General features: G+C 69.8%; 22 protein-coding genes. 16 read left to right on the plus strand and 6 right to left on the minus strand.

Translation table 11 applies throughout. The features are described from left to right. Window positions 1–5: 5 nt before the first annotated feature. Complete coding sequence (locus ACY1JX_RS09905; RefSeq protein WP_462563874.1) at window positions 6–2,195, minus strand: transglycosylase domain-containing protein; 2,190 nt, start codon at window positions 2,193–2,195, stop codon at window positions 6–8. Window positions 2,196–2,361: 166 nt separating this feature from the next. On the opposite strand from ACY1JX_RS09905, the gene ACY1JX_RS09910 reads away from it, so the two are divergent. The 3 genes from ACY1JX_RS09910 to ACY1JX_RS09920 all read left to right on the plus strand — a co-directional run bounded on the left by ACY1JX_RS09910 (window position 2,362) and on the right by ACY1JX_RS09920 (window position 4,752). Continuing rightward, entirely contained in the window at window positions 2,362–2,943 is a 582-nt protein-coding gene (locus tag ACY1JX_RS09910) for a PadR family transcriptional regulator (RefSeq protein ID WP_078699644.1), read from the plus strand. Window positions 2,944–2,950: 7 nt separating this feature from the next. Beyond that, entirely contained in the window at window positions 2,951–4,051 is a 1,101-nt protein-coding gene (locus tag ACY1JX_RS09915) for an inositol-3-phosphate synthase (protein WP_181753595.1), read from the plus strand. 80 nt (window positions 4,052–4,131) lie between these two features. After that, window positions 4,132–4,752 carry a LysE family translocator gene (locus ACY1JX_RS09920; RefSeq protein WP_462563875.1) on the plus strand — a complete coding sequence of 207 codons (621 nt, stop codon included), beginning with the start codon at window positions 4,132–4,134 and terminating at the stop codon, window positions 4,750–4,752. Window positions 4,753–4,768: 16 nt separating this feature from the next. On the opposite strand, the gene ACY1JX_RS09925 is transcribed toward ACY1JX_RS09920, so the two are convergent. Continuing rightward, complete coding sequence (locus tag ACY1JX_RS09925; RefSeq protein ID WP_462563876.1) at window positions 4,769–5,716, minus strand: DUF808 domain-containing protein; 948 nt, start codon at window positions 5,714–5,716, stop codon at window positions 4,769–4,771. A gap of 96 nt (window positions 5,717–5,812) precedes the next feature. On the opposite strand from ACY1JX_RS09925, the gene ppgK reads away from it, so the two are divergent. After that, window positions 5,813–6,562 carry a polyphosphate--glucose phosphotransferase gene (ppgK, locus tag ACY1JX_RS09930; protein ID WP_181753589.1) on the plus strand — a complete coding sequence of 250 codons (750 nt, stop codon included), beginning with the start codon at window positions 5,813–5,815 and terminating at the stop codon, window positions 6,560–6,562. A gap of 19 nt (window positions 6,563–6,581) precedes the next feature. Here the strand turns inward: ppgK and ACY1JX_RS09935 are convergent, their stop codons facing one another. After that, window positions 6,582–7,178 (minus strand): TetR/AcrR family transcriptional regulator, encoded by a 597-nt coding sequence (locus ACY1JX_RS09935; protein WP_462563877.1) that lies wholly within the window; start codon window positions 7,176–7,178, stop codon window positions 6,582–6,584. A 141-nt stretch (window positions 7,179–7,319) separates the two neighbouring features. On the opposite strand from ACY1JX_RS09935, the gene ACY1JX_RS09940 reads away from it, so the two are divergent. From ACY1JX_RS09940 to ACY1JX_RS09965, 6 genes are all read left to right on the plus strand, one after another. Continuing rightward, entirely contained in the window at window positions 7,320–8,099 is a 780-nt protein-coding gene (locus tag ACY1JX_RS09940; RefSeq protein WP_078699638.1) for an ABC transporter ATP-binding protein, read from the plus strand. A 72-nt stretch (window positions 8,100–8,171) separates the two neighbouring features. Further along, the gene (locus tag ACY1JX_RS09945; RefSeq protein ID WP_231949000.1) at window positions 8,172–8,963 is read left to right on the plus strand and encodes an ABC transporter ATP-binding protein; all 792 of its coding nucleotides are present in this window, start codon (window positions 8,172–8,174) and stop codon (window positions 8,961–8,963) included. After that, window positions 8,960–10,828, plus strand: a complete 1,869-nt coding sequence (locus ACY1JX_RS09950) for an AMP-dependent synthetase/ligase (RefSeq protein ID WP_462563878.1) — start codon at window positions 8,960–8,962, stop codon at window positions 10,826–10,828. Before ACY1JX_RS09945 ends, ACY1JX_RS09950 begins: the two co-directional genes overlap by 4 nt. A 76-nt stretch (window positions 10,829–10,904) precedes the next feature. Beyond that, window positions 10,905–11,801, plus strand: a complete 897-nt coding sequence (locus tag ACY1JX_RS09955; RefSeq protein ID WP_078699635.1) for a branched-chain amino acid ABC transporter permease — start codon at window positions 10,905–10,907, stop codon at window positions 11,799–11,801. Next, window positions 11,798–12,937, plus strand: coding sequence for a branched-chain amino acid ABC transporter permease (locus ACY1JX_RS09960; RefSeq protein WP_181753583.1), 1,140 nt, complete (start codon window positions 11,798–11,800; stop codon window positions 12,935–12,937). The genes ACY1JX_RS09955 and ACY1JX_RS09960 overlap by 4 nt, the downstream gene beginning before the upstream one ends. Window positions 12,938–12,997: 60 nt before the next feature. Continuing rightward, on the plus strand, window positions 12,998–14,296 hold the full coding sequence (locus tag ACY1JX_RS09965) for an ABC transporter substrate-binding protein (protein WP_286930693.1): 1,299 nt from the start codon (window positions 12,998–13,000) through the stop codon (window positions 14,294–14,296). Between the two features lie 75 nt (window positions 14,297–14,371). Here ACY1JX_RS09965 and ACY1JX_RS09970 read toward each other — a convergent pair whose 3' ends face one another. Then, the gene (locus ACY1JX_RS09970) at window positions 14,372–15,955 is read right to left on the minus strand and encodes an ABC-F family ATP-binding cassette domain-containing protein (RefSeq protein ID WP_462563879.1); all 1,584 of its coding nucleotides are present in this window, start codon (window positions 15,953–15,955) and stop codon (window positions 14,372–14,374) included. A 46-nt stretch (window positions 15,956–16,001) separates the two neighbouring features. Here ACY1JX_RS09970 and ACY1JX_RS09975 point away from each other — a divergent pair, with 46 nt between their 5' ends. The 6 genes from ACY1JX_RS09975 (at window position 16,002) to trxA (ending at window position 24,230) form a co-directional block, all read left to right on the plus strand. Continuing rightward, window positions 16,002–17,477 carry a CCA tRNA nucleotidyltransferase gene (locus ACY1JX_RS09975; RefSeq protein ID WP_462563880.1) on the plus strand — a complete coding sequence of 492 codons (1,476 nt, stop codon included), beginning with the start codon at window positions 16,002–16,004 and terminating at the stop codon, window positions 17,475–17,477. Between the two features lie 44 nt (window positions 17,478–17,521). After that, complete coding sequence (locus ACY1JX_RS09980; protein ID WP_462563881.1) at window positions 17,522–19,573, plus strand: DUF6049 family protein; 2,052 nt, start codon at window positions 17,522–17,524, stop codon at window positions 19,571–19,573. Continuing rightward, the gene (gene murJ, locus ACY1JX_RS09985) at window positions 19,566–21,209 is read left to right on the plus strand and encodes a murein biosynthesis integral membrane protein MurJ (RefSeq protein ID WP_286930696.1); all 1,644 of its coding nucleotides are present in this window, start codon (window positions 19,566–19,568) and stop codon (window positions 21,207–21,209) included. The genes ACY1JX_RS09980 and murJ overlap by 8 nt, the downstream gene beginning before the upstream one ends. A 47-nt stretch (window positions 21,210–21,256) precedes the next feature. Continuing rightward, window positions 21,257–22,828, plus strand: coding sequence for a protein kinase family protein (locus ACY1JX_RS09990; RefSeq protein ID WP_286930697.1), 1,572 nt, complete (start codon window positions 21,257–21,259; stop codon window positions 22,826–22,828). A gap of 76 nt (window positions 22,829–22,904) precedes the next feature. Next, on the plus strand, window positions 22,905–23,879 hold the full coding sequence (gene trxB / locus ACY1JX_RS09995; RefSeq protein WP_286930698.1) for a thioredoxin-disulfide reductase: 975 nt from the start codon (window positions 22,905–22,907) through the stop codon (window positions 23,877–23,879). Between the two features lie 24 nt (window positions 23,880–23,903). Beyond that, a complete protein-coding gene (gene trxA, locus ACY1JX_RS10000; RefSeq protein WP_078699626.1) occupies window positions 23,904–24,230 on the plus strand; it encodes a thioredoxin in 327 nt (108 codons plus the stop codon). A 61-nt stretch (window positions 24,231–24,291) separates the two neighbouring features. Here the strand turns inward: trxA and ACY1JX_RS10005 are convergent, their stop codons facing one another. Together ACY1JX_RS10005 and ACY1JX_RS10010 are read right to left on the minus strand one after the other, a co-directional pair. Beyond that, window positions 24,292–25,194: a ParB/RepB/Spo0J family partition protein gene (locus ACY1JX_RS10005; protein ID WP_286930699.1), complete on the minus strand. Its 903-nt coding sequence runs from the start codon at window positions 25,192–25,194 to the stop codon at window positions 24,292–24,294. Further along, entirely contained in the window at window positions 25,191–26,135 is a 945-nt protein-coding gene (locus tag ACY1JX_RS10010) for a ParA family protein (protein ID WP_376785978.1), read from the minus strand. Before ACY1JX_RS10010 ends, ACY1JX_RS10005 begins: the two co-directional genes overlap by 4 nt. Window positions 26,136–26,173: the final 38 nt, after the last annotated feature.

Raw genomic sequence — 26,173 nt, forward strand, 5'->3', positions numbered from 1 at the left:
GGGACTCAGTCCCGTCCGCCTCCACCGCCGCCGGCGCCCCCGCCGCCCCCGGGCGTGGGGACGGTCGGCGGCGGTTCGGACGACGGGGGCGGGGTCGTCGGAGCCGGCGTCGTCGGAGCCGGCGTGGTCGGCGCGGGCGTCGTCGGCTTCGGAGCCGGCTGAGTCGGCCGCTTCGTGGGCTCGGTCTTCTTCTTCTCCGGCTCCTTCTTCGGCACCGGGTTGGAGATGGCCGTGCCCTTCTCGGCCTTGATGTTCGCGCGCGGCGGGAACGAGCCGCACTCGGAACCCTCGAGCGCACTGTTCATGAACGCGCCGAAGGTCTGCGCCGGGTAGGTGCCACCGAAGAACGGGTTGAGGTAGCCCTCGAGCTCCTCGTTGCCCTTGCCGCGGTTGTACATGACCGCCGTGGCCAGCTTCGGCGTCGCGCCCACGAACCAGGAGGACGAGACGCGCTCGTTGTCGCCGTCACCGTCGGTGGCGGTGGCCGTGCCGGTCTTGCCCGCGGTGGGGCAGAACGTGGCGGCCTGGCGACCCGATCCGCTGCGCACGACGGTCTGCATCGCGGCCAGCGTGTCGGCCGCGACGTCCTCGTCGATGGCCTGCGTCGTGGCGACGTTGTGCTTGAACACGCGGGCACCGTTGCGGTCGTTCACGCGCTCGATGACGTACCAGTCGGCGCGCTTGCCCTCGGCCGCGATCGTGGCGTAGGCGTTGGCCATGTCGACCGGCGCCACGGGGGCGTAGCCGAGCGAGACGCCGATGACCGGATCGATCCGCTCGAGCGTGGACTCGGGCAGACCGGCCTCGCCGGCCGCCTCGATGATCTTCTCCTCGCCGTCCTTCATCTGGTCGGTGAGGTCGACGAACGCGGTGTTGACCGAGAACTCGGTCGCGCGCTCGAGGTTGATCCGTCCGTAGGACCGGCCTCCGGAGTCGCCCTGATTCTGGATCTCGGCGTCACCAATCCTCAGGGGCGCGTTGCCGTTGAGGCTCGTCTGGAGGCTGTAGCCGTTCTCCAGCGCCGCGATGACCGCGAACACCTTGAACGTCGAGCCCGGCTGCGTGCCGAGCGTGGCCCAGTTCAGCTGGTTCTTGAGGTAGTCGGGACCGCCGTACATCGAGCGGACCGCGCCCGTGCCGGGCTCCACCGAGACGAGGGCCGTGTTCAGCTCGTCCAGGCCCTCGGGCCGCACCTCCTTGACGGCGTCGACCGCGTCGGCCTGCTTGTCCTTGTCGATCGTGGTGACGACGCGCAGGCCGCCGCCCTCGATCTCGGAGTCGAGGAAGCCCTCGGCCGCCATCTGCTTGCGGACCAGGTCCAGCACGTGACCCTTCGGGCCCTCGAAGCGCTGGTTGGCGCGCTGCTTCTTGAACTTGGGGAACTTGCCCTTGTGGGCGGCGGCCTGCTCGGCCGTGATGGAGCCCTGCTTGACCATGCCGTCGAGCACGTAGTTGTACCGCGGCAGGACCCGGTCCTTCGCGCCCTCGGCGTAGGGGTCGAAGTACGAGGGGTTGTTGATCACGGTGGCCAGGAAGGCGGCCTGGCCGACGTTGAGCTTGGCGGCGGGCTTGCCGAAGTACGTGCGCGAGGCCACCTCGACGCCGTAGGAGCCGTTGCCGTAGTAGATCGTGTTGAGGTAGCCCTCGAGGATCTCGGACTTCGTCAGCTGGTTGTGGATCTTGACCGAGAGGATCGCCTCCTTCGCCTTGCGCGTGTAGGAGCGGTCCTGGTTCAGGTAGAGGATCTTGACGTACTGCTGCGTGATGGTGGAGCCGCCGCCGGTGATCTGGCCGCTCGTCGCGTTGTTGCGGGCGGCGCGGATGATGCCGCGGACGTCGATGCCGCGGTTCTCCCAGAACGTGCGGTCCTCGGCGGCCACGACGGCGTCGCGCATGACCTCGGGGATCTCCTCGTACTCGAGGCTCTCGCGGTTCTGCGTGGCGAAGCTGCCGAGCTTGGTCTTGCCGTCGGAGTAGTAGACGTTCGTGGTCTCGGTCTGGAAGTCCGCGTTGGGGTCGGGGATCTTCACGGTCGCGTAGAGGATCGCGAACAACAGCGCCCCGGCGATGAAGCCCAGGACGGCGAGGAAGAGCATCCACCGCAGCACGCGGACGGGCCACGAGCCGTTCCCACCGATGCCGCGGGCGAACCTCGAGAGGCGGCCCTGCTTGTTCTTCGTGCGAGTTTTCGCCACGAATCGTTCCTTCCGGACGACGAGTACCAACGCAACAGTCTGACGGAAGTTCCTGAGAAACCCATGACCGGCGGGGTCGGGGTCTCGATTTTCCGCTGACTCGATGTATCGTACCGATATAGCCGTTCGTGGCATCGAACGGAAGTCACGGTGGGGGGAGGCGACGATGGCACGACGCGGAGCAGCACTGGAGCTGGCCGTACTCGGACTGCTCGCCGACTCCCCGATGCACGGGTACGAGCTGCGCAAGCACGTCAACGGCCTGCTCGGCTGGACGCGGCTGCTGTCCTACGGCACCCTCTACCCCTGCCTCAAGCAGCTGACCCGTGGCGGGTTCATCGCCGCCGACACCGAGACGTCGCCGCGCGGCAAGCGCCCGCGCATCGTCTACCGGCTCACCGCCGAGGGCAAGGAGTACTTCACCTCCCTGCTCGAGGACGGTGGCCCCTCGGCCTGGGACGACGAGAACTTCGGGGTGCGGTTCGCACTGTTCGCCCGCACCAGTTCCCCCACCCGGGTGCGCATCCTCGAGGGACGCCGGTCCCGTCTCGAGGAGCGCCTCGACAATGTCCGCACGGCTGCGGCCCACCGCCGCGAACGCATGGACGCCTACACCCGCGAGCTCCAGCGCCACGGCCTCGAGTCAGTGGAGCGCGAGATCAACTGGTTGACCGAGTTGATCGACCGTGAACGCGCCGACGCGTTCACGGAGCACGAAGAAACCAGTACGACAGACAAGGAAAAGTGAGGTCTCCATGAGTTCGGAGAACAAGGTCCGCGTGGCCATCGTCGGCGTTGGAAACTGCGCCACGTCCCTGATCCAGGGCGTCGAGTACTACAAGGACGCCGACCCCGAGGGCAACGTCCCCGGGCTCATGCACGTCAAGTTCGGCCCGTACCACGTCAACGACGTGGAGTTCGTCGCCGCATTCGACGTGGACGCCAAGAAGGTCGGCTTCGACCTCGCCGAGGCCACGCAGGCCAGCGAGAACAACACCATCAAGATCACCGACGTCCCGCCGCTCGGCGTGACGGTCCAGCGTGGTCCGACGCTCGACGGCCTGGGCAAGTACTACCTCGAGACCATCGAGCAGTCCGATGCCGAGCCGGTCGACGTCGTGCAGGTCCTCAAGGACACGCAGGCCGACGTGCTCGTCTCCTACCTGCCCGTGGGCTCGGAGGAGGCCGACAAGTTCTACGCGCAGTGCGCCATCGACGCGAAGGTCGCGTTCGTCAACGCCCTGCCCGTGTTCATCGCGTCGGATCCCGAGTGGGCCAAGAAGTTCGAGGACGCCGGCGTCCCGATCATCGGCGACGACATCAAGAGCCAGGTCGGCGCCACGATCACGCACCGCGTCATGGCGAAGCTGTTCGAGGACCGGGGCGTCGCCCTGGACCGCACGTACCAGCTGAACGTCGGCGGCAACATGGACTTCAAGAACATGCTCGAGCGTGATCGTCTGGAGTCCAAGAAGGTCTCCAAGACCCAGGCCGTCACCTCGAACCTGCACGGCTCGCTGGCCGGCAAGGTCGACGACAAGAACGTCCACATCGGCCCGTCGGACTACGTGGCGTGGCTCGACGACCGCAAGTGGGCCTACGTGCGCCTCGAGGGTCGCGCGTTCGGCGATGCGCCCATCAACCTGGAGTACAAGCTCGAGGTCTGGGACTCGCCGAACTCGGCCGGCATCATCATCGATGCCATCCGCGCGGCGAAGATCGCCAAGGACCGTGGCGTCTCGGGCGCCCTGCTCTCGGCTTCGTCCTACCTGATGAAGTCGCCGCCGGAGCAGCGTCCCGACGACGAGGGCCGCGAGCGCCTCGAGGCCTTCATCGCGGGCACCGAGGAGCGCTGAGCTCCAGCACCACCTGTGAGACGCACCGGATCCTTCGGGACCCGGTGCGTCTCGCCGTTTCGGGGCCCTACGATCCGAGGGTGACGACCTACCTGTCCTTCCTGCTGTTCGCGACGCTGCTGGCGGTCGCACCGGGGCCGGACACGTTCCTGACCCTGCGCGCCTCGGTGCTCGGCGGCCGGCGGCGCGGGCTGTTCACCGCGGCCGGCATCACGCTGGCGTGCGCGGCGCAGGGCATCCTCGCCGCGTCGGGCCTGGGCGCCGTGATCGCCCACGCCGAGCCCGTCTTCCAGGCGATCCGCTGGGCGGGAGTCGCCTACCTGACCTGGCTCGGCATCACCGCGCTGCGCTCGGCGCTGCACCGCGACGGCGGGGCCTGGGCCGTGGGCCCGGGCATGGCGACGGTCAGCCGGCGTGCCGCCTTCCGCCAGGGCTTCGTCTGCAACATCACCAACCCGAAGGTGCTGGCGTTCAACCTCGCCGTGCTCCCGCAGTTCGTCTCGCCCGGCCAGGGCCTGCCGGCACTCCTCGCCTACGCGCTGACGCTGGTGGCCGTGGGTGCTGTCGTGCTGCTCGTCGTCATCGAGGTGGCGCACGCCGCCGCGACGAGGCTGGTGCGACCCGCCTTCCGTCGCACGGTCGACGGCACCACCGGAGCCGTGATGCTCGGCTTCGCCACCGCGCTCGCCGTCGAGTCCTGACCCGGCCGGCGCGAGGTCAGTGCTTGGCGCGGCCGCCGACGATCCGCTTGACCCCGTTGACCAGGAGCACCACGACGGCGCCGATCAGCAGGCCCAGTAGGGCGGACGCGGCCGTGTTGGCCACCCACTCGAAGGCGCCGTCGGCGAAGGGCATGATGTCGGCGATCCAGTGCTCGAGGTCGTGCACCCAGCCGTAGATCGTGTGCCAGCCGAGGTCGTCGGTGCCCACGAGGATGATGTGCCCGCCGACCCAGAGCATCGCCGCGATGCCGATGATCGCCAGCGCCGACAGCACCTTCGGCATCGCCACCACGAGCAGGCGACCCACCCGCTGAGCGAGCTTCGACGGACGGCCCGCGAGGCCCAGGCCCACGTCGTCCATGCGCACGATCAGCGCCACCACGCCGTAGACGAGGGCGGTGATGCCCAGGGCCACGATCGCCAGGATCACCGCACGCGAGACCAGTGACTCGTCGGCCACCTCGTTGAGGGAGATGACCATGATCTCGGTGGAGAGGATGAAGTCCGTGCGGATCGCGCCGGAGACGACCTGCTGCTCGGCCTCGGGCCCCTGCGCGGAGCTGGGCTCCTCCTGCTTCGCCTCGTGCGGGTGCAGGACGTGCCAGATCTTCTCGGCGCCCTCGAAGCACAGGTAGGTGCCGCCGAGCATCAGCAGCGGGGTGAGCACCCAGGGCAGGAACTCGCTCAGCACCAGGAGTCCGGGCAGGATGAACAGCATCTTGTTGCGCAGCGAGCCCTTGGCGATCCGCCCGATGATGCTCAGCTCGCGCTTCGGGTCGACCCCGTGCACGTAGCGCGGCGTGACCGCGGCGTCGTCGACGACCACGCCGGCCGCCTTCGCGCTCGCCTTGCCGGCCGCAGCCGCGACGTCGTCGACGGACGCCGCCGCGAGTCGGGCCAGTGCTGCCACGTCGTCGAGCAGGGCGACAAGTCCTCCAGCCATGCGCTCAGGGTACGGCCGATCACCGAGTGCCACGAACGGACGGTCGTGTCCGGTGTGCGCGGCCGGCACGGCCCGTCGAGGGCTAGGGTTCTGGTCATGGCTTTGGGCTTCGGCATCGACATCGGCGGCACGGGAACGAAGGGGGCACCGGTCGACCTCGACTCGGGCAGCCTCGTGGGCGAGCGGTTCCGCATCCCCACACCCCAGCCCGCCACTCCCCGAGCCGTGGCCGAGGTCGCGAAGCAGATCGTCGACAACTTCCCCGACGCGGCCGACGTGCCGCAGATCGGCGTGGCCATCCCCGCGGTCGTGCAGCACGGCGTGGCCCGGTCGGCGGCGAACATCGACCCCACCTGGATCGACACCGACGTGGACGCCCTCTTCACCGAGGTCCTCGGCCGCCGCGTCCACGTGGTGAACGACGCCGATGCCGCCGGTGTGGCGGAGAACGACCACGGCGCCGCCCGCGAGGAGGACGGCCTCGTCTGCGTCATCACTCTGGGCACCGGGATCGGCTCGGCCCTCATCAACGCCGGCACGCTGGTGCCCAACACCGAGTTCGGCCACCTCGAGGTGGCGGGTCACCCCAACGCGGAGAAGTGGTGCGCCACGAGCGCGCGCGAGCGCGAGGACCTCACGTGGGAGGACTGGGCCGACCGCCTGCAGGTGTACTTCAGCCACCTCGAGCGGATCCTGTCGCCCGACCTCTTCGTCGTCGGCGGCGGCGTGAGCAAGAACAGCGAGAAGTTCCTGCCGCTGCTGGACCTGCGCACGCCCATCGTGCCGGCCGAGCACCGCAACAACGCCGGGATCATCGGCGCGGCCGCCCTCGGCGCCCGCGGCTGAACCGCTCGGTCGAGCGGTCTCACACCGCGGCGAGCAGGGCGCGCACGGCGCGCTCCATCACCTCACGGCAGTGGGGGGCGGGGTAACCGTGGTCGTCGAACATCAGTGACCAGGCGTTCCAGCTCGTGGCGACCGTGATCGCGTCCACGAGCTGCGTGGGGTCGTCGGCCTTCGCGAGCTCGGTCGCGAACGCGTTCTCGATGTCGGAGCGCACCCGCCCGATGTGACCGCGCCGACTGGCCTGCAGGGCCGGGGAGACCGGCTCGCCCAGCACGGCCGCGCGGGCGGCGGGGGCGATGTTCACCAGGCGCCGCTCGCGCTCGGCGCAGAACCGGTTGATCCGATCCTCCAGCGGGGTGTCCGGGTCGATCACCGTTCTTAGCTGGTCGTCGAGGCGGAACCAGTAGTCCACGGTGGCGCCCAGCAGGCTCTCCATGTCGTGGAAGTTCGACCACAGCGTGCGGCGCGAGACTCCCGCACGCTCGGAGATCAGCGCTGCCGTCGGCTTGAGGACACCCTCGCGCAGGAGGTCGGCGTGCGCCTGGAGGATGAGGGCCCGCGTGCGCTCGCTGCGCTGCATCCGACCGTCGGTCTGCCGGTATTCCATTGCTCCCACCGCTCCATCGTGGCGGAGAGGGTACCCCGCAGACTTTCGACACACCGAGTGTAGATATATAGTGACTTGACTCACAACGTATGTGAGGATTGCGTCACCTTCAGTTGAGGGGGCTGCCAACAATTCAGAGGGAGTGAAGGTTTGCTGACGGTCAAGAACCTGGAAGTCGTCTACAACGACGTCATCCTGGTCCTGCGCGGCGTGAGCCTGTCGGTTCCGGAAGGCCAGATCGTGGCCCTCCTGGGAGCCAACGGCGCCGGCAAGACGACTCTGCTGCGCGCCCTCTCGGGCCTGCTCGACATCCACGACGGCGAGATCACCAAGGGCGAGGTCCGGCTGCGCGACACCCCGATCCACACGGCCGACGCGCCGAAGATCGTGGCCGCAGGCCTGGGTCAGGTCCTCGAGGGCCGACGCGTGTTCAGCGAGTTCACCGTGGAGGAGAACCTGCGCGTCGGCGGCCACACGCGCCGCGGCAACCTCTCGGAGGGCATCGAGGAGGTCTACGAGCTCTTCCCCGTGCTGAAGGAGCGCCGCAAGAAGACCGCGGGCTACCTCTCAGGCGGCGAGCAGCAGATGCTCGCGATGGGCCGCGCGCTGGTCGCCCAGCCCGAGATCCTGCTCCTCGACGAGCCGAGCCTGGGCCTCGCCCCGCGCATCGTCGCGCAGATCAAGGACATCGTCGTCCAGATCAACGAGCGCGGCACCACGGTGCTGCTGGTCGAGCAGAACGCCACGATGGCGCTCTCGATCGCACAGCACGGCTACGTCATGGAGCACGGGAAGATCGTGATGGACAAGCCGGCCGCCGAGCTCCTCGACGACGAGGACATCCGCGACTTCTACCTCGGCCGCGGCGACATGGCCACCAGCTACCGCGACGTGAAGCACTACAAGCGCAGGAAGCGCTGGCTCTCGTGACCTCCGCGTCCCCCCACCACCATTCTCTTTCCACACCGTCCCGTCCCGGAGGGTCCCTTGTCTGAACCTGTCGTGAGTGTCCGAGGCGTCGAGTTGTCGTTCAGCGGGGTCAAGGCCCTGCAGGGCGTCGACTTCGACGTCTTCGACAACGAGCTCTTCGCGGTGATCGGCCCGAACGGCGCCGGCAAGACCTCGATCTTCAACGTCCTGTCCGGTGTCTACCGGCCGCAGCAGGGCACGGTCGACTTCGCCGGCACTGACATCCGCGGCATGCGCCCGCACAAGATCGCAAACCTCGGCATGGCTCGCACGTTCCAGAACATCGAGCTGTTCGAGAACCTCGACGTCGTCGACAACCTCATGCTCGGCCGCCACGCGCACGTCGGCTACGGCTGGCCCTCCGCGGTGGCTTGGCTCGGCAAGGCCAAGCACGCCGAGGTCCGCAACCGGCGCCGCGTCGAGGAGATCATCGACTTCCTCGAGATCGAGGGCTACCGCCAGCTGCCCGTCGGGATGCTGCCCTACGGCATCCAGAAGCGCATCGAGCTCGGCCGCGCCCTCGCGATGGAGCCGAAGCTGCTGCTGCTCGACGAGCCGGTCGCCGGCATGAACGGCGAGGAGACCGAGGACATGGCCCGGTTCATCCTCGACATCCGCAACGAGCTGCACATCCCGATGATCCTCGTCGAGCACGACATGGGACTCGTGATGGACCTGGCCGACCGGGTCATGGCGATGGACTTCGGCAAGCCGGTGGCCACCGGCACGCCGCACGAGGTGCAGTCGCACCCCGACGTCATCCGCGCCTACCTCGGCCCGGTCGACGACGCCACGCTGGCCGAGGTGCAGGGGGAGCTCGCATGAACACCACCGCAACGAACACCCTGGCGCGCCGCATCCGCACCCGCGCCGAGGAGACGCCCGACCGCATCGCGATGCGTGAGAAGAACTACGGCCTCTGGGAGGAGGTCACCTGGGCCGACTACTGGGACCGCTCCGAGCTCGTGGGCCACGCCCTGCTCGCGCTCGGCGTCGAGATCGGCGACCGCGTCGCCGTCCACAGCGAGAACCGGTGCGAGTGGCTGTGGTCCGACGTCGGCATCACCGCCGTCCGCGCCGGCACGGTGGGCCTCTACCCGACCAACCCCGCGCCCGAGGTGCTGCACGTCCTGCGCGACTCCGGCGCCTGCGTCCTCATCGCGGAGGACCAGGAGCAGATCGACAAGTACCTCGAGATCGCGGACGAGCTGCCCGACCTGCGCACCGTGGTCTACATCGACCCGCGCGGCATCGAGGGTCGCTACGACGACCCGCGCCTCATGTCGTGGGACAACTTCCTCGCCCTCGGTGAGCAGCACCGCACCGACCACCCCGGTGCCGTCACCGAGCGAGTCGAGGCTGCCGAGCCCGGCGACCTCGCGACGCTCGTCTACACGTCCGGCACCACGGGCCCGCCGAAGGGCGCGATGCTGTCGATCTCGAACATCGAGTTCGTCATCGAGACGCTCCAGAGCGGCGGCGCGTTCGTCGACCCGCCGGCCAGCGACCGCGACCTCGTCGTCTCCTACCTGCCGCTGTGCCACGTGGCCGAGCGCGTGTTCACCACGTGGTTCAACGCCGCCGTCGGCTCGCAGGTGAACTTCGCCGAGTCGATCGAGACGGTCCAGCAGGCCCTGCGCGAGGTGCAGCCCACGCTGCTGTTCGGCGTGCCCCGCATCTGGGAGAAGATCGCCGCCGGCGTGCACATCCGGATGAGCGGTGCCTCCTGGCTCAAGCGCAAGAACTTCGACTTCTGGATGAAGCGGGCGGCCTGGATCGGGCGCACGCTCGTGGAGAACCAGGGCAACCACACCGCGGCCACCAAGGCGGTCTACGCGATCGGCTGGGTCTGCCTCTACCGCCCCCTGCGCGAGCGCCTCGGCCTGGCCAAGGTCCGCTACGCCGCGTCGGGCGCCGCCCCGATCGCCCCGGAGGTGCTGGAGTTCTTCATGGGCATCGGCATCCCCATGCACGAGGTCTACGGCATGACCGAGAACTCCGCGATCGCCACGGCGAACATGGCCGGACGCGTCAAGGTCGGCACCGTCGGCGAGCCCCAGGTGGGCGCCGAGATCCGGATCGACGACGAGACCGGCGAGATCCTCACCCGTCACGCCGGCACGTTCGCGGGCTACTGGAACAACCCCGAGGCGACGGCGAAGACGGTCGACGCCGACGGCTGGCTGCACACCGGAGACGTCGGCGAGTGGGTCGACGGCACGCACATCAAGATCACCGATCGGATCAAGGACATCATCATCACGGCAGGCGGCAAGAACATCAGCCCCAGCGAGATCGAGAACAGCCTCAAGTCGTCCCCGTACATCAAGGAGGCGATCGTCATCGGCGACCGTCGCAAGTACCTGACGGCGCTGATCGGCATCGAGCTCGACACGGTGGGCAACTGGGCCCAGGCCCGCAAGCTCGGGTTCACGACCTACCGCGACCTCTCCGAGAAGCCCGAGGTGATCGAGCTCGTGCAGTCGGTCGTCGACGAGACCAACCGCAAGTTCGCCAGCGTGGAGACGATCAAGCGCTTCGCGATGCTGCCGAAGGAGCTCGATCACGAGGAGGGCGAGCTGACCGCCACCCAGAAGATCAAGCGCTCGGCCATCAACGAGCGGTTCGCCGAGGCCATCGAAGGCCTCTACTCCGACACCGACCGCGCCGCTCACGAGGTGAAGGCATGAACGAGCGACAGCGAGTGAGCATGGAATCGGTCATGCCGGCACCTACCTACCGTGCCCTTTCCCAGGAGGTGACGGCATGACGACGTTCTTCCAGTCCTTGCTCAGCGGTCTGGCGCAGGGGTCGATCTATGCCCTGCTGGCCCTGGGCTACGTGATGATCTACAAGGCCACGCACGTGATCAGCTTCGCCCAGCCGGCGCTGATGGTCTGCGGTGGACTCTTCGCGTACCACGCCACCAGCGAGTGGGGCCTGGGCTTCTGGCCCGCCCTGATCGTCGCGATCATCCTCGGCGCCCTCCTGGGCATGCTCGTCGAGCGCCTCGCGCTGCGACCGATGGTGGGCAAGCCGGTGTTCACGCTCGCGATCATCACGATCGGCGTCGACATCGTGCTGCGCATCTTCGCGAACCGGTACATGGGTCCGGACCCGCGCTCGGTGCCCTACCCCGGCGGCAGTGAGCGCTACGAGTTCTGGGGCCTGTCGATCTCGCACCAGCGCGTCGGCCTGATGGCGGTCACCGCGGTCACGGTCATCGCCCTGGCGCTGTTCTTCCGCTACGCCAAGACCGGCCTGGCGATGCGGGCCACCGCCCTGAGCCAGGAGACGGCGCTCGCGCAGGGCATCCGCGTCGGCGCGATCTTCGCCCTGGCCTGGGCGATCGCCGGAGGGCTGGCGGCCATCGCCGGCACCTTCGTCGCCGCCACGGGCGCCGGCCTCGAGCAGAACACCTGGATCATCGCGCTCAAGGCGCTGCCGGCCATCATCATCGGCGGCCTCGACAGCATCCCGGGCGCCGTCATCGGCGGGCTCGCCGTGGGGGTGGTCGAGTCGCTCACCGCGGTGTACCAGCCCGACGTGGCCCCCTGGCTGGGCAACAACTTCGCGCTCGTCGCGCCCTACGCACTGATGTTCGTGGTGTTGCTGGTCAAACCCTATGGACTCTTCGGCACGAAGGAGGTGGAGCGGGTATGAGCACCGTGCTGCGCTCAGCGCCCTCGAAGCAGGCCCGGAAGTCCACCGGCCTGCGCGGCCGCCCGCTGCTGCGGACGAGCTACGACCAGGACCTCACCCTGGCCAACACCCCCGCCAAGCGGCGCGGTGTCATCGGGATCGTCATCGCCTCGTTCCTCGTGCCCTTCCTGCTCACCGACGACCTGCTGCAGGTGCTCACGCTCGGCATGATCTCCGCCGTCGGCGCGATCGGGCTGAACCTGGTCACCGGCTACGCCGGCCAGGTCTCGCTGGGCCACGCCTTCTTCATCGGCGTCGGCGCCTACACCGGAGCGGTGCTGGGCGGCGATCCCGACAGCGCCGTGCTCGGGTACGGCCTGCCGATGTGGATCTGGCTGCCGGCCGGCGGCATCGTCGCCGCGCTCGCCGGACTGCTGGTCGGGCCGCTCGCGGTGCGGCTCCGCGGTCTCTACCTCGCGATCGTCACACTCGGCCTGGTGTTCCTGGGTGACCACATCTTCCGTGAGGCGCGCAACATCACCGGCGGGCCCGGCGTCGGCCGCCGCGGTGCCGAGCTGGAGCTGTTCGGCATCGACTTCTCGGCGATGGAGCCCATCGCCGGGGTCTCCCGCGGGCAGGCCCAGTTCTTCCTCGCACTGGTGTTCCTCATCATCTTCGCGATCCTCGGCCGCAACATCGCCCGCTCGGGAGTGGGCCGCGCGTTCGGCGCCGTGCGCGACCGCGACGTGGCCGCCGCCGTGATCGGTGTCGACCTGACGAAGTACAAGATGATGGCGTTCGCGATGTCGTCGTTCTTCGCCGGCGTCACCGGAGCGCTGTACTACGCCGTGATCGGCGTCTTCGAGCCCGGCGCGTTCAGCCTGCTGCTGTCGATCCAGTACCTCGCCATGGTGCTGATCGGCGGCGTCGCCACCATCAGCGGATCGATCATGGGCGCGCTCTTCATCGCCCTGCTGCCGCGGATCAGCCAGTTCATCGCGCACTACGTGCCGGGCGAGCTGCTGACCGTGTTCCAGCTCGAGGCGATCCTCTACGGCCTGTTGATCATGGGCTTCCTGATCTTCGAGCCGCGCGGACTCTTCGGGATATGGACCCGGATCCGCAACTACTGGAAGGGCTGGCCCTTCTCCTACTAGACCCCGGCCGCGAGGCCGTGGCGGTGCAACCGCACCGTCGAACCACCCAGGAGGAAAAAGATGAAGCAACACCGACAGTGGGCCCGCGTGGTCGCCGGTGCGGCGGTGGCGGCCCTCGTGCTGGCAGGCTGCCGTGGCGGAGGCGACGAGGACAGTGCCTCAGGACCTGGCATCACCGAGGAGGCCTGTCCCGAGGCCGTGAACGAGGACAACGGCTGCATCTACCTGGGTGCGATCTCCGACCTCACCAAGGGCCCGTTCGCTCCGCTGGCCGTTCCGATCACCGAGGCCCAGAAGGCCTTCTGGAACAAGGTCAACCAGGACGGCGGCGTGGGCGGCTACGACGTCAACATCGACAAGTACGTGGCTGACGCCGAGTACAACCCGGAGATCCACAACAAGAAGTACCAGGAGATGCGCAACGACATCCTGGCGCTGGGTCAGACGCTGGGCTCCTCGCAGACCCTGGCGATCCTGGAGGACATGAAGTCCGACAACGTCGTCGGCGTGCCGGCCTCGTGGAACTCCGCGTGGGACTTCGAGGACCAGATCCTCCAGTCGGGCGCGAACTACTGCTTCGAGGCCATGAACGGCGTCGACTGGGCCGTGAAGAACCGTGGCGTCAAGGGCAAGGTGCTCGCGATCCACTACCCGAACGACTACGGCGGAGACGCGGCGGCGGGCGTCGAGGCGGCGGCCGAGGCCAACAACCTCGACTTCAAGGCCATCGAGACCGCGACCGGCCAGGACAACCAGGCCGGCGCCGTCGCGGCGGTGTTGAAGGAGAAGCCCGACCTGATCTACGTCACCACCGGTCCGGCCGAGATGGCCACGATCCTCGGTGGCGCGGCCGCGCAGGGGTGGAAGGGCACCGTCGTGGGGTCCAGCCCCACGTGGAACCCGGCCCTGCTGCAGACCGAGGCCGCTCCGGCGCTCGAGGCGATGTACTTCCAGGCGGCTCCGTGGGGCCCGTGGGGCACCGAGTCGGACGGTCACGCGGCCATGCGTGACGCGCTCGCCGACGTGGACTCGCCGAGCGACGGCTACACCTCCGGTTGGGTGTGGGAGTACCCGCTGCTCGCCGCGCTCAAGGCCGCGGCCGACATGGACGGCGGCATCACCCGCGAGAACGTGGTGAAGGCCTCGACCGAGCTGGACAGCGTCGACTACGAGGGCATGCTGCCCGACGAGGCGTTCAACCAGACCGGTGAGCCGAACGACGTGGCCTGGCGCCAGAGCGTCATCGGTGGGGTCGACAAGGAGGCGCCGACCGGCGTCTCGATCGTCCAGGAGATGTCGGCCGGTCCGACGGCCGAGGGCTACGAGTACACCGAGCCCTGCTTCGCCCTGCAGGGCTGACGCACGACACGTGAGGGGGCCGGCCCGGTGGGCCGGCCCCCTTTCTCGTGCCCTGACGGTGCGAAGTCTCCCCGGTCAGGAGGGGACATGGCGGGTGACCTCGATCGTGCGGTCCAGCGACAGGTCGGCGAGGAACGCCGCGTCGTGGCTGACCACCAGAATGGCCCCGCGGTAGGAGTCGATCACCTCGGTCAGGTGCGCGATGCTCGCGAGGTCGAGGTTGTTGGTGGGCTCGTCGAGGACGAGCAGCTGCGGTGCCGGGGTCGCCAGCAGCAGGCTGGCCAGGGTGGCGCGCCACCGCTCGCCGCCCGACAGCGTGGACGTCACCTGGTCCACGGCGTTCCCGCGGAACAGGAAGCGCGCCAGCTGGGCCCGCACCGTGCCCGGGTCGGCCTCGGGCGCCGCGTCCCGCACGTTCTCTAGCACCGTCCGCTCCGGGTCGAGCAGGTCGACGCCCTGCGGCAGGTACCGCCACGGCACGTGGACCACCGACTTTCCGGCCCTCGGCTCCTGCAGCCCGAGCAGCGCGCGCAGCAGTGAGGACTTTCCCGCGCCGTTGCGCCCCACGAGCGCGATCCGCTCGGGCCCCCGCAGGTCGAGGTCGAAGGGGTGCGACGTCCCGAACGCGGGGACCACGCCCTCCGATCGCAGCACCTCCCGACGGGCCGGGACCTCCGTGTCGGGCAGGTCCACCCGGATCCGGCGGTCGTCACGCAGGCGCTCCTGCGCCGTCGCCAGGGCGGTTCGCGACGCGTCGAGCCGGCCCTCGTGCATCCCCCGCAGCCGGCCCGACGTCACCTCCGCCTTGCGCTGGTAGGCGCCCGCGACGATCTTCGGCAGGCTGTCGGCGTTGGCCCGGCCCTTGCGGTCGCGCCTCGCCTGCTTCACCTGCTGGTCCATCAGGTCCTGGTGCTGGCGCCTGACGTCGGCCTTCGCCGCGGAGACCGACCTCAGCGCCGCCTCCTGCTCCGCCTCGATCGCGGCCGCGTAGTCGCTGAACGGCCCGCCGAACCACCGGACGGCACCGCCACGGACCTCGCCGATGTGGTCGACGCGCTCGAGCAGGCTCCGATCGTGGCTGACGACCACGAGGACACCGGAGAACTCGTCCACGATCCGGGTGAGCCGCGCGCGGGCGTCGGCGTCCAGGTCGTTGGTGGGCTCGTCGAGCAGCAGGATCGCGGGGTCCGCGATCATCAGGCCGGCGAGCCGCAGCAGCGTCGCCTCGCCGCCCGAGACCGCCGAGACGGGTCGTTCGGGCCCGAGACCGGCGAGACCCACCTGCCCGAGCCACCGATCGATGCGATCGGGCAGGTCCCAGCCGTCGCCGACGAGGTCGTAGTCGGCGGGGTCGACCGAGCCGCCCTCGATGCGCACGAGCGCGGCCAGCGCGGGTGCGACGCCCAGGACATCGGCCACCGTCGCGCCGGCGGAGGCGCGGGTCTGGGGGAGGTAGGCACGGCGGCCACTCGCGTCGACCGAGCCCGAGGTGGGCTCGAGCTCGCCGGCCAGCAGACGCAGCAGCGTGGACTTGCCACTCCCGTTGTCGCCGACCAGCCCGTGGCGGCCGGGGCCGAGGCCGAAGGTGAGGTCGTCGAGGATGGTGCGCCCCTCGGGCAGCACGAACGAGGCATGGGAAAGAGAGAGGAAGGATGACATGGAGATCTCCGGGTCGCGGGTGGGCGGGGCGGGATCTCAGTTCTCCATGCGCTCCAGCATACGTGAGGCAGCGCCGAGACCGATAGACTCGATCCTTGTGGCCGAATTGACCGCGCACGAGAAGACGCGCCTCGACGAGTTGGGTGCGACGCATCCTGTGCTGACCGAGTTGGGCGCCCGTTTCGACGGCGCCGGCCACGAGATCGCCCTCGTGGGCGGGCCCGTGCGCGACGCACTGCTGGGCCGGCCCGTCACGGACCTCGACTTCACGACCTCCGCCTCGCCCGACGAGATCGAGCGGATCGTCAAGGGCTGGGCCGACACCACGTGGGACGTCGGCCGGGCCTTCGGCACGATCGGCGTCCGCAAGGGCACCGAGACCCTCGAGATCACCACCTACCGCTCCGACGAGTACGACCCCCAGTCGCGCAAGCCGGTCGTCGCGTTCGGCACGAACCTGAACGACGACCTCGCGCGGCGCGACTTCACCGTGAACGCGATGGCGGTCCGGCTGCCCGGTCTGGAGTTCGTCGACGTCCACGGCGGACTCGACGACCTCGCCGACCGCACCCTGCGCACGCCGATCGGTCCCGACATCTCCTTCGGCGACGACCCGCTGCGGATGATGCGCGCGGCCCGCTTCGTCGGCCAGCTCGGCTTCATCGCCGCGCCCGACGTCACCGAGGCGATGGTCGCGATGGCCGATCGCATCCAGATCGTCTCGGCCGAGCGGGTCCGCGACGAGCTGAACAAGCTGCTGCTGTCGGACCACCCGGTCCTGGGCCTGCGCGTCCTCGTGGACACCGGCCTGGCCGAGCGGGTGCTGCCCGAGCTGCCCGCGCTGCAGCTGGAGCGCGACGAGCACCACCGCCACAAGGACGTCTACGAGCACTCGCTGACCGTGCTGGAGCAGGCGATCGCGCTCGAGCACCGGCTCGAGGAGCGTCCCGACCTCACGATCCGGCTCGCCGCCCTGCTGCACGACATCGGCAAGCCGCGCACCCGGCGGTTCACCGGCGACGGGACCGTCACGTTCCACCACCACGACGTCGTCGGGGCGAAGCTGGCCCGCAAGCGCATGCGCGCGCTGCGCTACCCCAACGAGATCACCGACGACGTCGCCATGCTCGTGGAGCTGCACCTGCGGTTCCACGGCTACGGCACCGGCGAGTGGACCGACTCCGCGGTCCGGCGCTACGTCCGCGACGCGGGCGACCAGCTCGAGCGCCTGCACATCCTCACCCGCGCCGACAGCACCACCCGCAACCAGCGCAAGGCGCTGCGCCTCCAGCGCACCTACGACGAGCTGGAGCAGCGCATCGGCCAGCTGGCCGCGCAGGAGGAGCTGCAGTCCATCCGCCCCGACCTCGACGGCAACCGCATCATGGAGGTCCTGGACATCGGTCCCGGCCGCGAGGTCGGCGAGGCCTACCGGTTCCTGCTGGACCTGCGCATGGACCGCGGTCCGCTGCCCGAGGAGCAGGCGATCGAGGCGTTGCGCGCGTGGTGGGCCGCGCGCTGAGTCGCAGCCGCGGACGCCGACGTCGCTCCCACTACGATGACGTGGTGACGATCCGCGCGTGGCTGACCGCCCTCGTGGTCGCGGTGTCACTGCTCGTGGGTGCTCCGGGCCCGAGCGCCACCGCGTCCGACGGCTCGCTGGGCGTCCGCATCGACGGCTTGACGCCCTCGCGGCTGTCGGCCGACGCCACCATCACGATGAGCGGCATCGTCCGCAACACCGGATCCACGCCCTGGACCTCGGTGCAGGCCTACCTCGTCATCCCGCGCACCCCGTTCCAGTCGCGCGGCCAGATCGAGTCCGCCATCGAGGACGGCCAGTCCTACACCGGCGAGCGCGTGATCGACGCCGGCTCGTTCGCCGAGCTCGGCGACCTCGCCCCGGGAGCGGTGCGCCGGTTCACGGTCTCGGTGCCCGTCTCGCGGCTGGGGCTGTCGGGCCCGGGCGGGGTGTACCCGGTCGGCGTCCAGGTGCTGGCCACCGACGAGGAGGGCCAGCGGTCGAACGACGCGGTGGCGCGGGCCACCACCTTCCTGCCCTGGGTGCCCGATCCCGCCGCGCCCGTCCCGGCCGGTCTGGTCTGGCCGTTCACCCCTACGTGGGAGCCCGACGGCAGCGAGCTGGAGGAGGCCGCCCGCTCGGTGCAGCAGGGGCAGTTGCGCCACTACCTCGACGCCGCCGCCGCGACACCTCGCGAGGGCCGCTCGATCGTGCTGGATCCCTCGATCCTCGACGACCTCACCCGGCTGACCGATCCCGAGAACCTGCCCAAGGGAGTGGACCTCACCGCGGCCGAGACCGCCGCGGTGACCGACTGGCTGGCCGACCTGCGGGGGCTCGCGCTCGACTCGGCCACGTGGATCGTGTCCTACGCCCGCCCCGACGAGCTCGCCCTGAGTCGCTACCCCGAGAACGCCGAGACGCTGTGGAAGCGGGTGGACCGGGCCACCGACGACAGCCTGGCCGACAACGCCCTGAGCGGCCCGCGGGCCTCGTGGCCCACGATCGCGGGCACCACCCTGGCGATGCTCGAGGACATCCGCGCCCGTGGCGACGGGCCCACGCTCGTCTCGCGCCAGACCCTGCCCGGCTGGGAGCCCCGCCTGGGGTCGGTCGTGAACCTCGAGACGCTCAACGGGCCCCTGCCGCTGCTCGTCAACGGCGCCCTGCCCGACGTGCCCGGCAGCGAGACGCCCGTGACGATGCGCCAGCGGATCCTCACCGACGCGGCGCTGGGCGCCGTCTCGCGCGAGAGCGACAGGAACTCGCGGTCCGACGCCCTCACGATCGTCGATCCGAGCTGGGATCCCGGCACCACCGGCGGTCCGGTGATCGCGCAGGCGGTGACCACGAGCGGCTCGGGCGGCCTCACCCGTCCGGTCACCGCCACCGACCTGACCCGCTCGGCCCCCCTGAACTACAGCGGCGACGTGGTCGAGGAGGTCGACACGCGCTCCCTGGGCGCGGCCACCCTCGACTCCATCGCGAACCTCTCGGAGGTGGCCGACCTCCACGACTCCGTGGTGGTCGACCCGACCCGTGCCGATCACGACCGCGACATCGCGGCGCTGATGTCGGTGCGCTGGCGGCCGAACACCACCGCGCTCGACCAGCGCGTGAGTCGCGAGCTCGCGGCGCTCGAGTCCGACCTGGACAGCATCTCGATCGACAGTCCGTCCACGATCACTCTCTCGAGCAGCCGCGGTGGCTTCCCGCTCACCCTGGCGAACGAGACCGACAAGACCGTGCGCGTGGGGCTCGACCTGGTCGCCGACAACCCTTCGCTGAAGCTCGACGACATCGAGGTCGTCGAGATCGACGCGGGCGAACGTCACACCTTCACGGTTCAGGTCGATCTCGGAGACCAGACCTCGAGCACGGTCAGCGCGCGCCTGGCCACCGACGCCGGCGTGACCTTCGGCGAGCCGGCCGTGTTCAACATCCGCAGCAGCAACGTGGGCCTCATCGTGTGGGCCGCGATGGCAGCGGCCGGCCTGCTCGTGGTCGCCACCTGGGCCCGGCGCTTCCTGGGCCGGCGCCGCCGGGCCGCGGCGCCCGAGGCGGAGGCCGACGGCTTCGAGGGCCCCGATGAGTGACCCGAACCTCGCTCGCGCCAGTGCGTGGATGGCGCTCGGAACGATCGTCTCGCGCATCACCGGTCTGCTGCGGTCGCTCGTGCTGCTGGCGGTGGTCGGCAGCGCATTGAACGGCTCGCTGTTCAACGTCGCGAACTCGATCCCGAACTCGCTGTACATCCTGGTCGCCGGCGGCATCTTCAACGTCGTCCTGGTGCCCCAGCTCGTGCGCGCCATGAAGAACGACCCTGACGGGGGCGACGCCTACGCGAACCGCATCGTCACCCTGGGCCTGCTCGTGCTGGGCGTGGCCACGATCCTGCTGATGGTGGCGGTACCGCTCCTGCTGCGCCTGCTGTTCGGACCCGACATGTTCACCGACGAGTTCACGCGCCAGCGCGAGTCGGCCTACCTGCTGATGCTGCTGTGCATGCCGCAGGTCTTCTTCTACGGCGCGTTCGTGCTCGTCGGTCAGATCCTGAACTCGCGCCAGCGCTTCGGCCCCATGATGTGGGCCCCGATCGTGAACAACCTGGTGGCCCTCACGGTGCTGGGTGCGTACGCCGTGATCTTCGGCGTGGCCAGCCCTGGCGCGGCCGACGGCTTCAGCACCGGAGAGGCCTGGCTGCTGGGCCTGGGGTCGACGCTCGGCATCGCCGTGCAGGCCCTCGTGCTGGTGCCGTTCCTGCGTCAGGTGGGCTTCCACTACCGCCCCCGCTTCGACTTCCGCGGCGTCGGCCTGGGCCACACGCTGCGGCTCGGCGCGTGGACCCTGGCGTTCATCGTCGTCAACCAGATCTCGTACTTCGTCATCGTCCGGCTCGCGTCCGGCGCCGACATCGAGGGTGTGAAGCAGAAGGTCTCCAGCGCCGGACAGGTCGTCTACGACGTCGGCTTCCTGATCAGCCAGGTCCCGCACGGCGTCATCACCGTGTCCCTGGCGACCGCGATCATCCCCACCCTCGCCGCTCGCGCCGCCGAGCACGACTACGCCCGGATGCGGCTCGAGCTGAGCCGCACGCTGCGCCTGGCGCTGATGCTGATCGCGCCGATCGCGGTCGCGGTGGCCTGTCTCGGACTGCCGATCGCCTCGGTCCTGGCCGGATTCGGCGCGGCCCGGGGAAACACGGACGCGATCGGGACGACCATCTCGGCGTTCGCCCTGGCGCTGGTCATGTTCAGCACGCACTACATCGTCCTGCGCGGGTTCTACGCGCTGGAGGACACCCGGACGCCCTTCTGGATCCAGCTGGCCATCGCCGCCGCGAACATCGGCCTGGCCGTCGCGCTCACCACCGGTGCGGCCCCGATCGAGGTCTCCACGCGGCTGGCCCTGGCCTACGGACTGGCGTACACGGCGGGCCTGGCCATCTCGGTCACGGTGCTGTCGCGGCGGATCGGCTCGCTGGCCGACCCCGAGACGGTTCGCTTCGTCGTCCGGCTCGCGCTCGTGTGCACCGCCGCGGCCGCGGTGATGCTGCTCGGCCGCTGGGGCTGGGACCGGTTCGTGGCCGAGGGCGACCTCTCGCCGCTGTCCGCGCTGGGTGAGCTGGTCCTGGTGGGCCTGGCCGGTGCCGCCACCACGGTTCTGGTCGCGCGCCTGCTGCGCGTGGAGGAGCTGAGGTATGTGGTCTCAAGCGTCATGCGACGTGGCTGACGCCCGTACGATGGACGTGGTGCGCCCGCACCGGCCGAGGAGGACTGATGAGCGACCGGAGACCCCACGTCTCCGGCGACGTGCTCGCCTCGCGGTACGAGCTCGCCGACCTGGTCAGTGAGAGCCTCGGCGCCTCCAACTGGCGTGCTGTCGACCGGGTCCTGCACCGCAACGTGCGGGTCGAGCTGCTCCCCGCCGACGATCCCCGGGGCCCGAACTTCCTCGAGGCCGCCCGCCGCTCGACCAGCGTCACCGACCACCGGTTCCTGCGGGTTCTCGACCTGCTCCAGGACGAGGACGGCGTCCACGTCGTGGTGCGCGAGTGGGCCAAGGCCACGCCGCTGAGCCGCCTGCTGGCCCAGTCGCCGCTGCCGAACCGCCGCGCCGCCGCAATCGTCGCCGAGGTGGCCGAGTCGCTCGCCCACGCGCACGACCGCGGCCTCGTCCACCGCCGGCTCACGCCGCACCAGATCATGCTGAAGGAGTCCGGCGCGGTCCGGATCGTCGGGCTCGGCGTGGCCACCGCGCTAGCGCCCGCCGACCACCAGGACTCCGACGACGACCTCGCGGCCTACCGCGCCGCCGACGTGCAGGCCCTCGGCAAGCTGCTCTACGCGTGCCTGGTGAGCCGCTGGCCCGGCGGGCACGTCGACGGGCTGCGGGCCGCTCCCACCGAGCACGGGCACCTCCTGCGGCCGCGGAAGGTGCGCGCCGGCGTCCTGCGCGACGTCGACGACATCTGCGACCGCATCCTGGAGCCGGCTCGGCACCCGCACGACGCGCTCACCACCGCCGGAGACATCGCGCGTGAGCTCTACGAGGCCCGCGAGGGCGACGAGGACCTCTTCGACGAGCCGCTCGGCTACGACGTCACCTCGCCCGACCTGCTGCGCCTCGACCCGGTGGTCGAGCCGTCGGGACCGCCGCCCGGCCTGGAGCCCCCGCGGCGCCGCCCGAAGGCGTTCGAGCCCAAGCCGCCCACGCGCCGCGAGCGATTCGCCGCCCGCATGCAGATGATGACGCACGGCGACCGGGCCCTGGTGCTGCTCGGCCTGGTGACGGCGATCATCCTCTCGGGCGTGCTGGCGTTCCTCGTGGGGCGCGAGGCCGGACGCGAGGGCGACCCGTACGCCCAGTCCGCCCCGGACGTCCCGGTGCGGGTGCTTCCGGTCTCGCGCGTCGTCGACTTCGACCCGCAGGGCGAGGACGGGAGCGAGAACCCGGAGCAGGCGGAGGCCATCCTCGACGAGGATCCCGACAACGGGTGGCGCACGAGCACCTACTACGGGCGCGCCGACCTGGGCGGGCTCAAGGACGGCGTCGGACTGATCCTCGATCTCGGCACCGTGCGGCAGGTCGAGCAGGTACGGCTGCGCCTCGCGGGCAGCCCCACCGACCTGTCGATCCTGACCGCCCCGTCGTCGATCAGCGAGCTGCCGACCTCGCTCGACGACCTGCGCGAGGTCGCCACGCTGAACGGCGCCGCCGAGGACCTCTCCGTCGCCCTGCCGCGCGACGTCCGCACGCGGTACGTGGTCGTGTGGCTGCGCGGACTGCCCCGGATCGCCGAGGGTGAGTACCGCGGGGAGATCCGCGCCGCGATCGTCCGCGGCCGGTGAGCCGCCGGCGATGGCAGGGAACATTCACCACCTAGAATCCGTTGAAGCACGTGAACCCGATCGAAAGCGCTCCTCCATGACCGACGACGTCCGCAGTCTCATCATCATCGGCTCCGGCCCCTCCGGGTACACCGCCGCCATCTACGCCGCGCGTGCCAACCTCAAGCCGCTCGTGTTCGAGGGCTCCGTCACCGCCGGTGGCGCCCTGATGAACACCACCGACGTGGAGAACTTCCCCGGCTTCCCCGACGGCATCATGGGCCCGGCCCTGATGGACAACCTGCGCGCCCAAGCCGACCGCTTCGGCGCCGAGCTGGTGTCCGACGACGTCACCTCGGTCGACCTCACCGGCGACATCAAGACCGTGGCCCTGGCCAACGGCAACACCTACCGCGCCCACGCCGTGATCCTCGCGATGGGCTCGGGCTACCGCAAGCTCGGCATCGAGGGCGAGGACGCGCTCTCCGGGCACGGCGTCAGCTGGTGCGCCACGTGCGACGGCTTCTTCTTCCGCGGCAAGGACATCGCCGTCGTCGGTGGCGGCGACTCCGCCGTCGAGGAGGCGCTGTTCCTCACCCGCTTCGCCGACAAGGTCACGCTGATCCACCGTCGCGACGAGCTGCGCGCCAGCAAGATCATGGCCGACCGCGCCTACGCCAACGACAAGCTCGAGTTCGCGTGGAACAGCGCCGTCGACCAGATCCACGGCGACGGCATCCTCGAGGGCGTCACGCTGCGCGACACCGTCACCGGGGAGACCCGCCGGCTCGACGTCAGCGGCCTGTTCATCGCGATCGGCCACGACCCGCGCTCCGAGTTGCTCACCGGGCAGGTCGACCTCGACGACGAGGGCTACGTCCTCGTCCAGCCCGGCTCCACCGCCACCAACCTGCGCGGCGTCTTCGCCGCGGGCGACCTCGTCGACCACACCTACCGCCAGGCCATCACGGCCGCGGGCACCGGCTGCCAGGCCGCCCTGGACGCCGAGCGCTTCCTCGCCGACATCGAGCATGCCGGCTTCCCCGAGCCTGCGGTCGCCCTGACCGACTGACCACCACCACCCAGAGGAGAATCCATGGCTGACATCGCCGCCGTCACCGACGCCGACTTCGAGTCCACCGTCCTGAAGGCCGAGGGCCCGGTCCTCGTCGACTTCTGGGCATCCTGGTGCGGCCCGTGCCGCCAGCTCGCGCCCATCCTGGAGGAGATCGCGAACGAGAAGGAGGGCGCGCTGACCATCGTCAAGATGGACGCCGACGCCAACCCGGTCACCCCCGCGCAGTACCGCGTGACCGGCCTTCCCACGATCAACCTGTATTACCAGGGCGAGCTCGTGCGGAGCATCGTGGGCGTCCGCCCCAAGTCCGCGATCCTCACCGAGATCTCGGAGTTCGTGGCCTGACCTGCTGAATCAATAAATCCACTTGTCGATTTGTCGACAAGTGGATTTATTGTTTTCTCGACTACTGCGGAGGAGCGGGAGCCGGGTCCATCAGTTCGACGATGCGCTCCAAGTCCCCGATCGTGGCGAACTCGACCACGATCTTGCCCTTGGACTTGCCGAAGTCGACCTTGACCCGGGTGTCGAAGCGCTCGGAGAGCCGGTGTGCGAGCTCGCCGACCCGCGCCGAGGTGGGGCGCGTCGACAGCTTGCGCGCCGCCGGGGTGGCCTCCTCCTCGCCGAAGCGGACGATCTCCTCGAGCTGGCGCACGGAGATCCCTTCCGCGACGACCCGGGAGGCCAGACGGTCCTGCAGGTCGGGGTTCGGCACCGACAACAGGGCACGGGCATGTCCTGCCGAGAGCACACCGGCCGCCACCCGGCGCTGCACGGCCGGGGGCAACTTCAACAGGCGAATCGTGTTGGTGATCTGGGGACGGGAGCGCCCGATGCGCTCGGAGAGCTCCTCCTGCGTGCAGCCGAAGTCCTCGAGCAGCTGCTGGTACGCAGCCGCCTCCTCCAACGGGTTGAGCTCGGACCGGTGCAGGTTCTCCAGCAACGCGTCGCGCAGCAGGTCCTCGTCGGTGGTCTCGCGCACGACTGCCGTGATGGTCGGCAGCTCGGCCTTCTGGTGGGCGCGCCAACGCCGCTCCCCCATGATCAGCTCATAGGTCTCCGCGCCGGTCTGGCGCACCACGATCGGCTGCAGCAGGCCGATCTCCTTGATGGAGTGGACGAGCTCGCCCATCGCCTCCTCGTCGAACACCGTGCGCGGCTGGCGAGGGTTCGGCGAGATCTGGCCCACGGGGATGTCCCGCAGTCGGGCCCCCTGGATCTCGGCGAGTCCGGACTCCTTCGCCTGGGCCGGCGAGGTGGGGATCAGGGCCGAGAGTCCGCGGCCGAGACCGGGTCGGGGGTTGCTCATGACGATGCTCCTTGCTGCGCGAGGGCCGCGCCGCGCTCAGTGATCTCGCGAGCAGCCTCCAGGTAGGACAGCGCTCCCGTCGAGTTCGGATCGTACGTGATGATCGTCTGCTGGTAGCCCGGTGCCTCACTGATGCGCACCGAGCGCGGAATCGCCGTGGAGAGCACGCGATCGCCGAAATGGCCTCGAACCTCAGCCGCCACGCTCGACGAGAGGTTCGTTCGGGCGTCGTGCATCGTCAGCAAGATCGTCGAGACGTCAAGGTCGGAGTTCAGGTGCTGCTGGACCAGCTCGATGTTGCCGAGCAGCTGGCTCAGTCCCTCCAAGGCGTAGTACTCACACTGGATCGGGATCAGCACCTCGCGCGCCGCCACCATCGCGTTGACGGTGAGCAGGCCCAGCGAGGGAGGGCAGTCGATGAAGACGTAGTCGATGTCCCGGCCGGGGCCGGCGAGGTAGTCGTCGATGGCCGTGCGGAGCCGACGCTCGCGCTGCTCCAGCATCACCAGCTCGATCTCCGCGCCCGCGAGGTCGATCGTGGCCGGGACCACGCGCAGACCCGGGACGTCGGGACTCGTCTGGATCGCGTCCTGAATCGGCAGCGCGTCGAGGAGGACCTCGTACGTCCCAGGGGTGCCCGACCCGTGAGGGATCGCGGCCGCGGTGGACGCGTTGCCCTGGGGATCGAGATCGATGAGCAGCACCGACAGCCCCCGCGCGGCCATCGCGGCGGCGAGGTTCACCGACGTGGTCGTCTTGCCCACGCCGCCCTTCTGGTTGGCGACCACGAAGACACGCGTCTTCCGGGGACGGTCGTACCGGCCGGTGGAGGCCAGACGTTCCATCAGTTCGACGTGGTATCCGGCCTGATCCGCGAGGGGAGTGGACGCTGACGCCCTCAGCGGCTCCTCGGCGAAGTCAGCGGCAGTCGGGATCGTCACTACGGCTCCTGTCGTGTTTCACGTGGAACATCGGTGGT

It is taken from the genome of Aeromicrobium sp. JP4 (assembly GCF_054957925.1).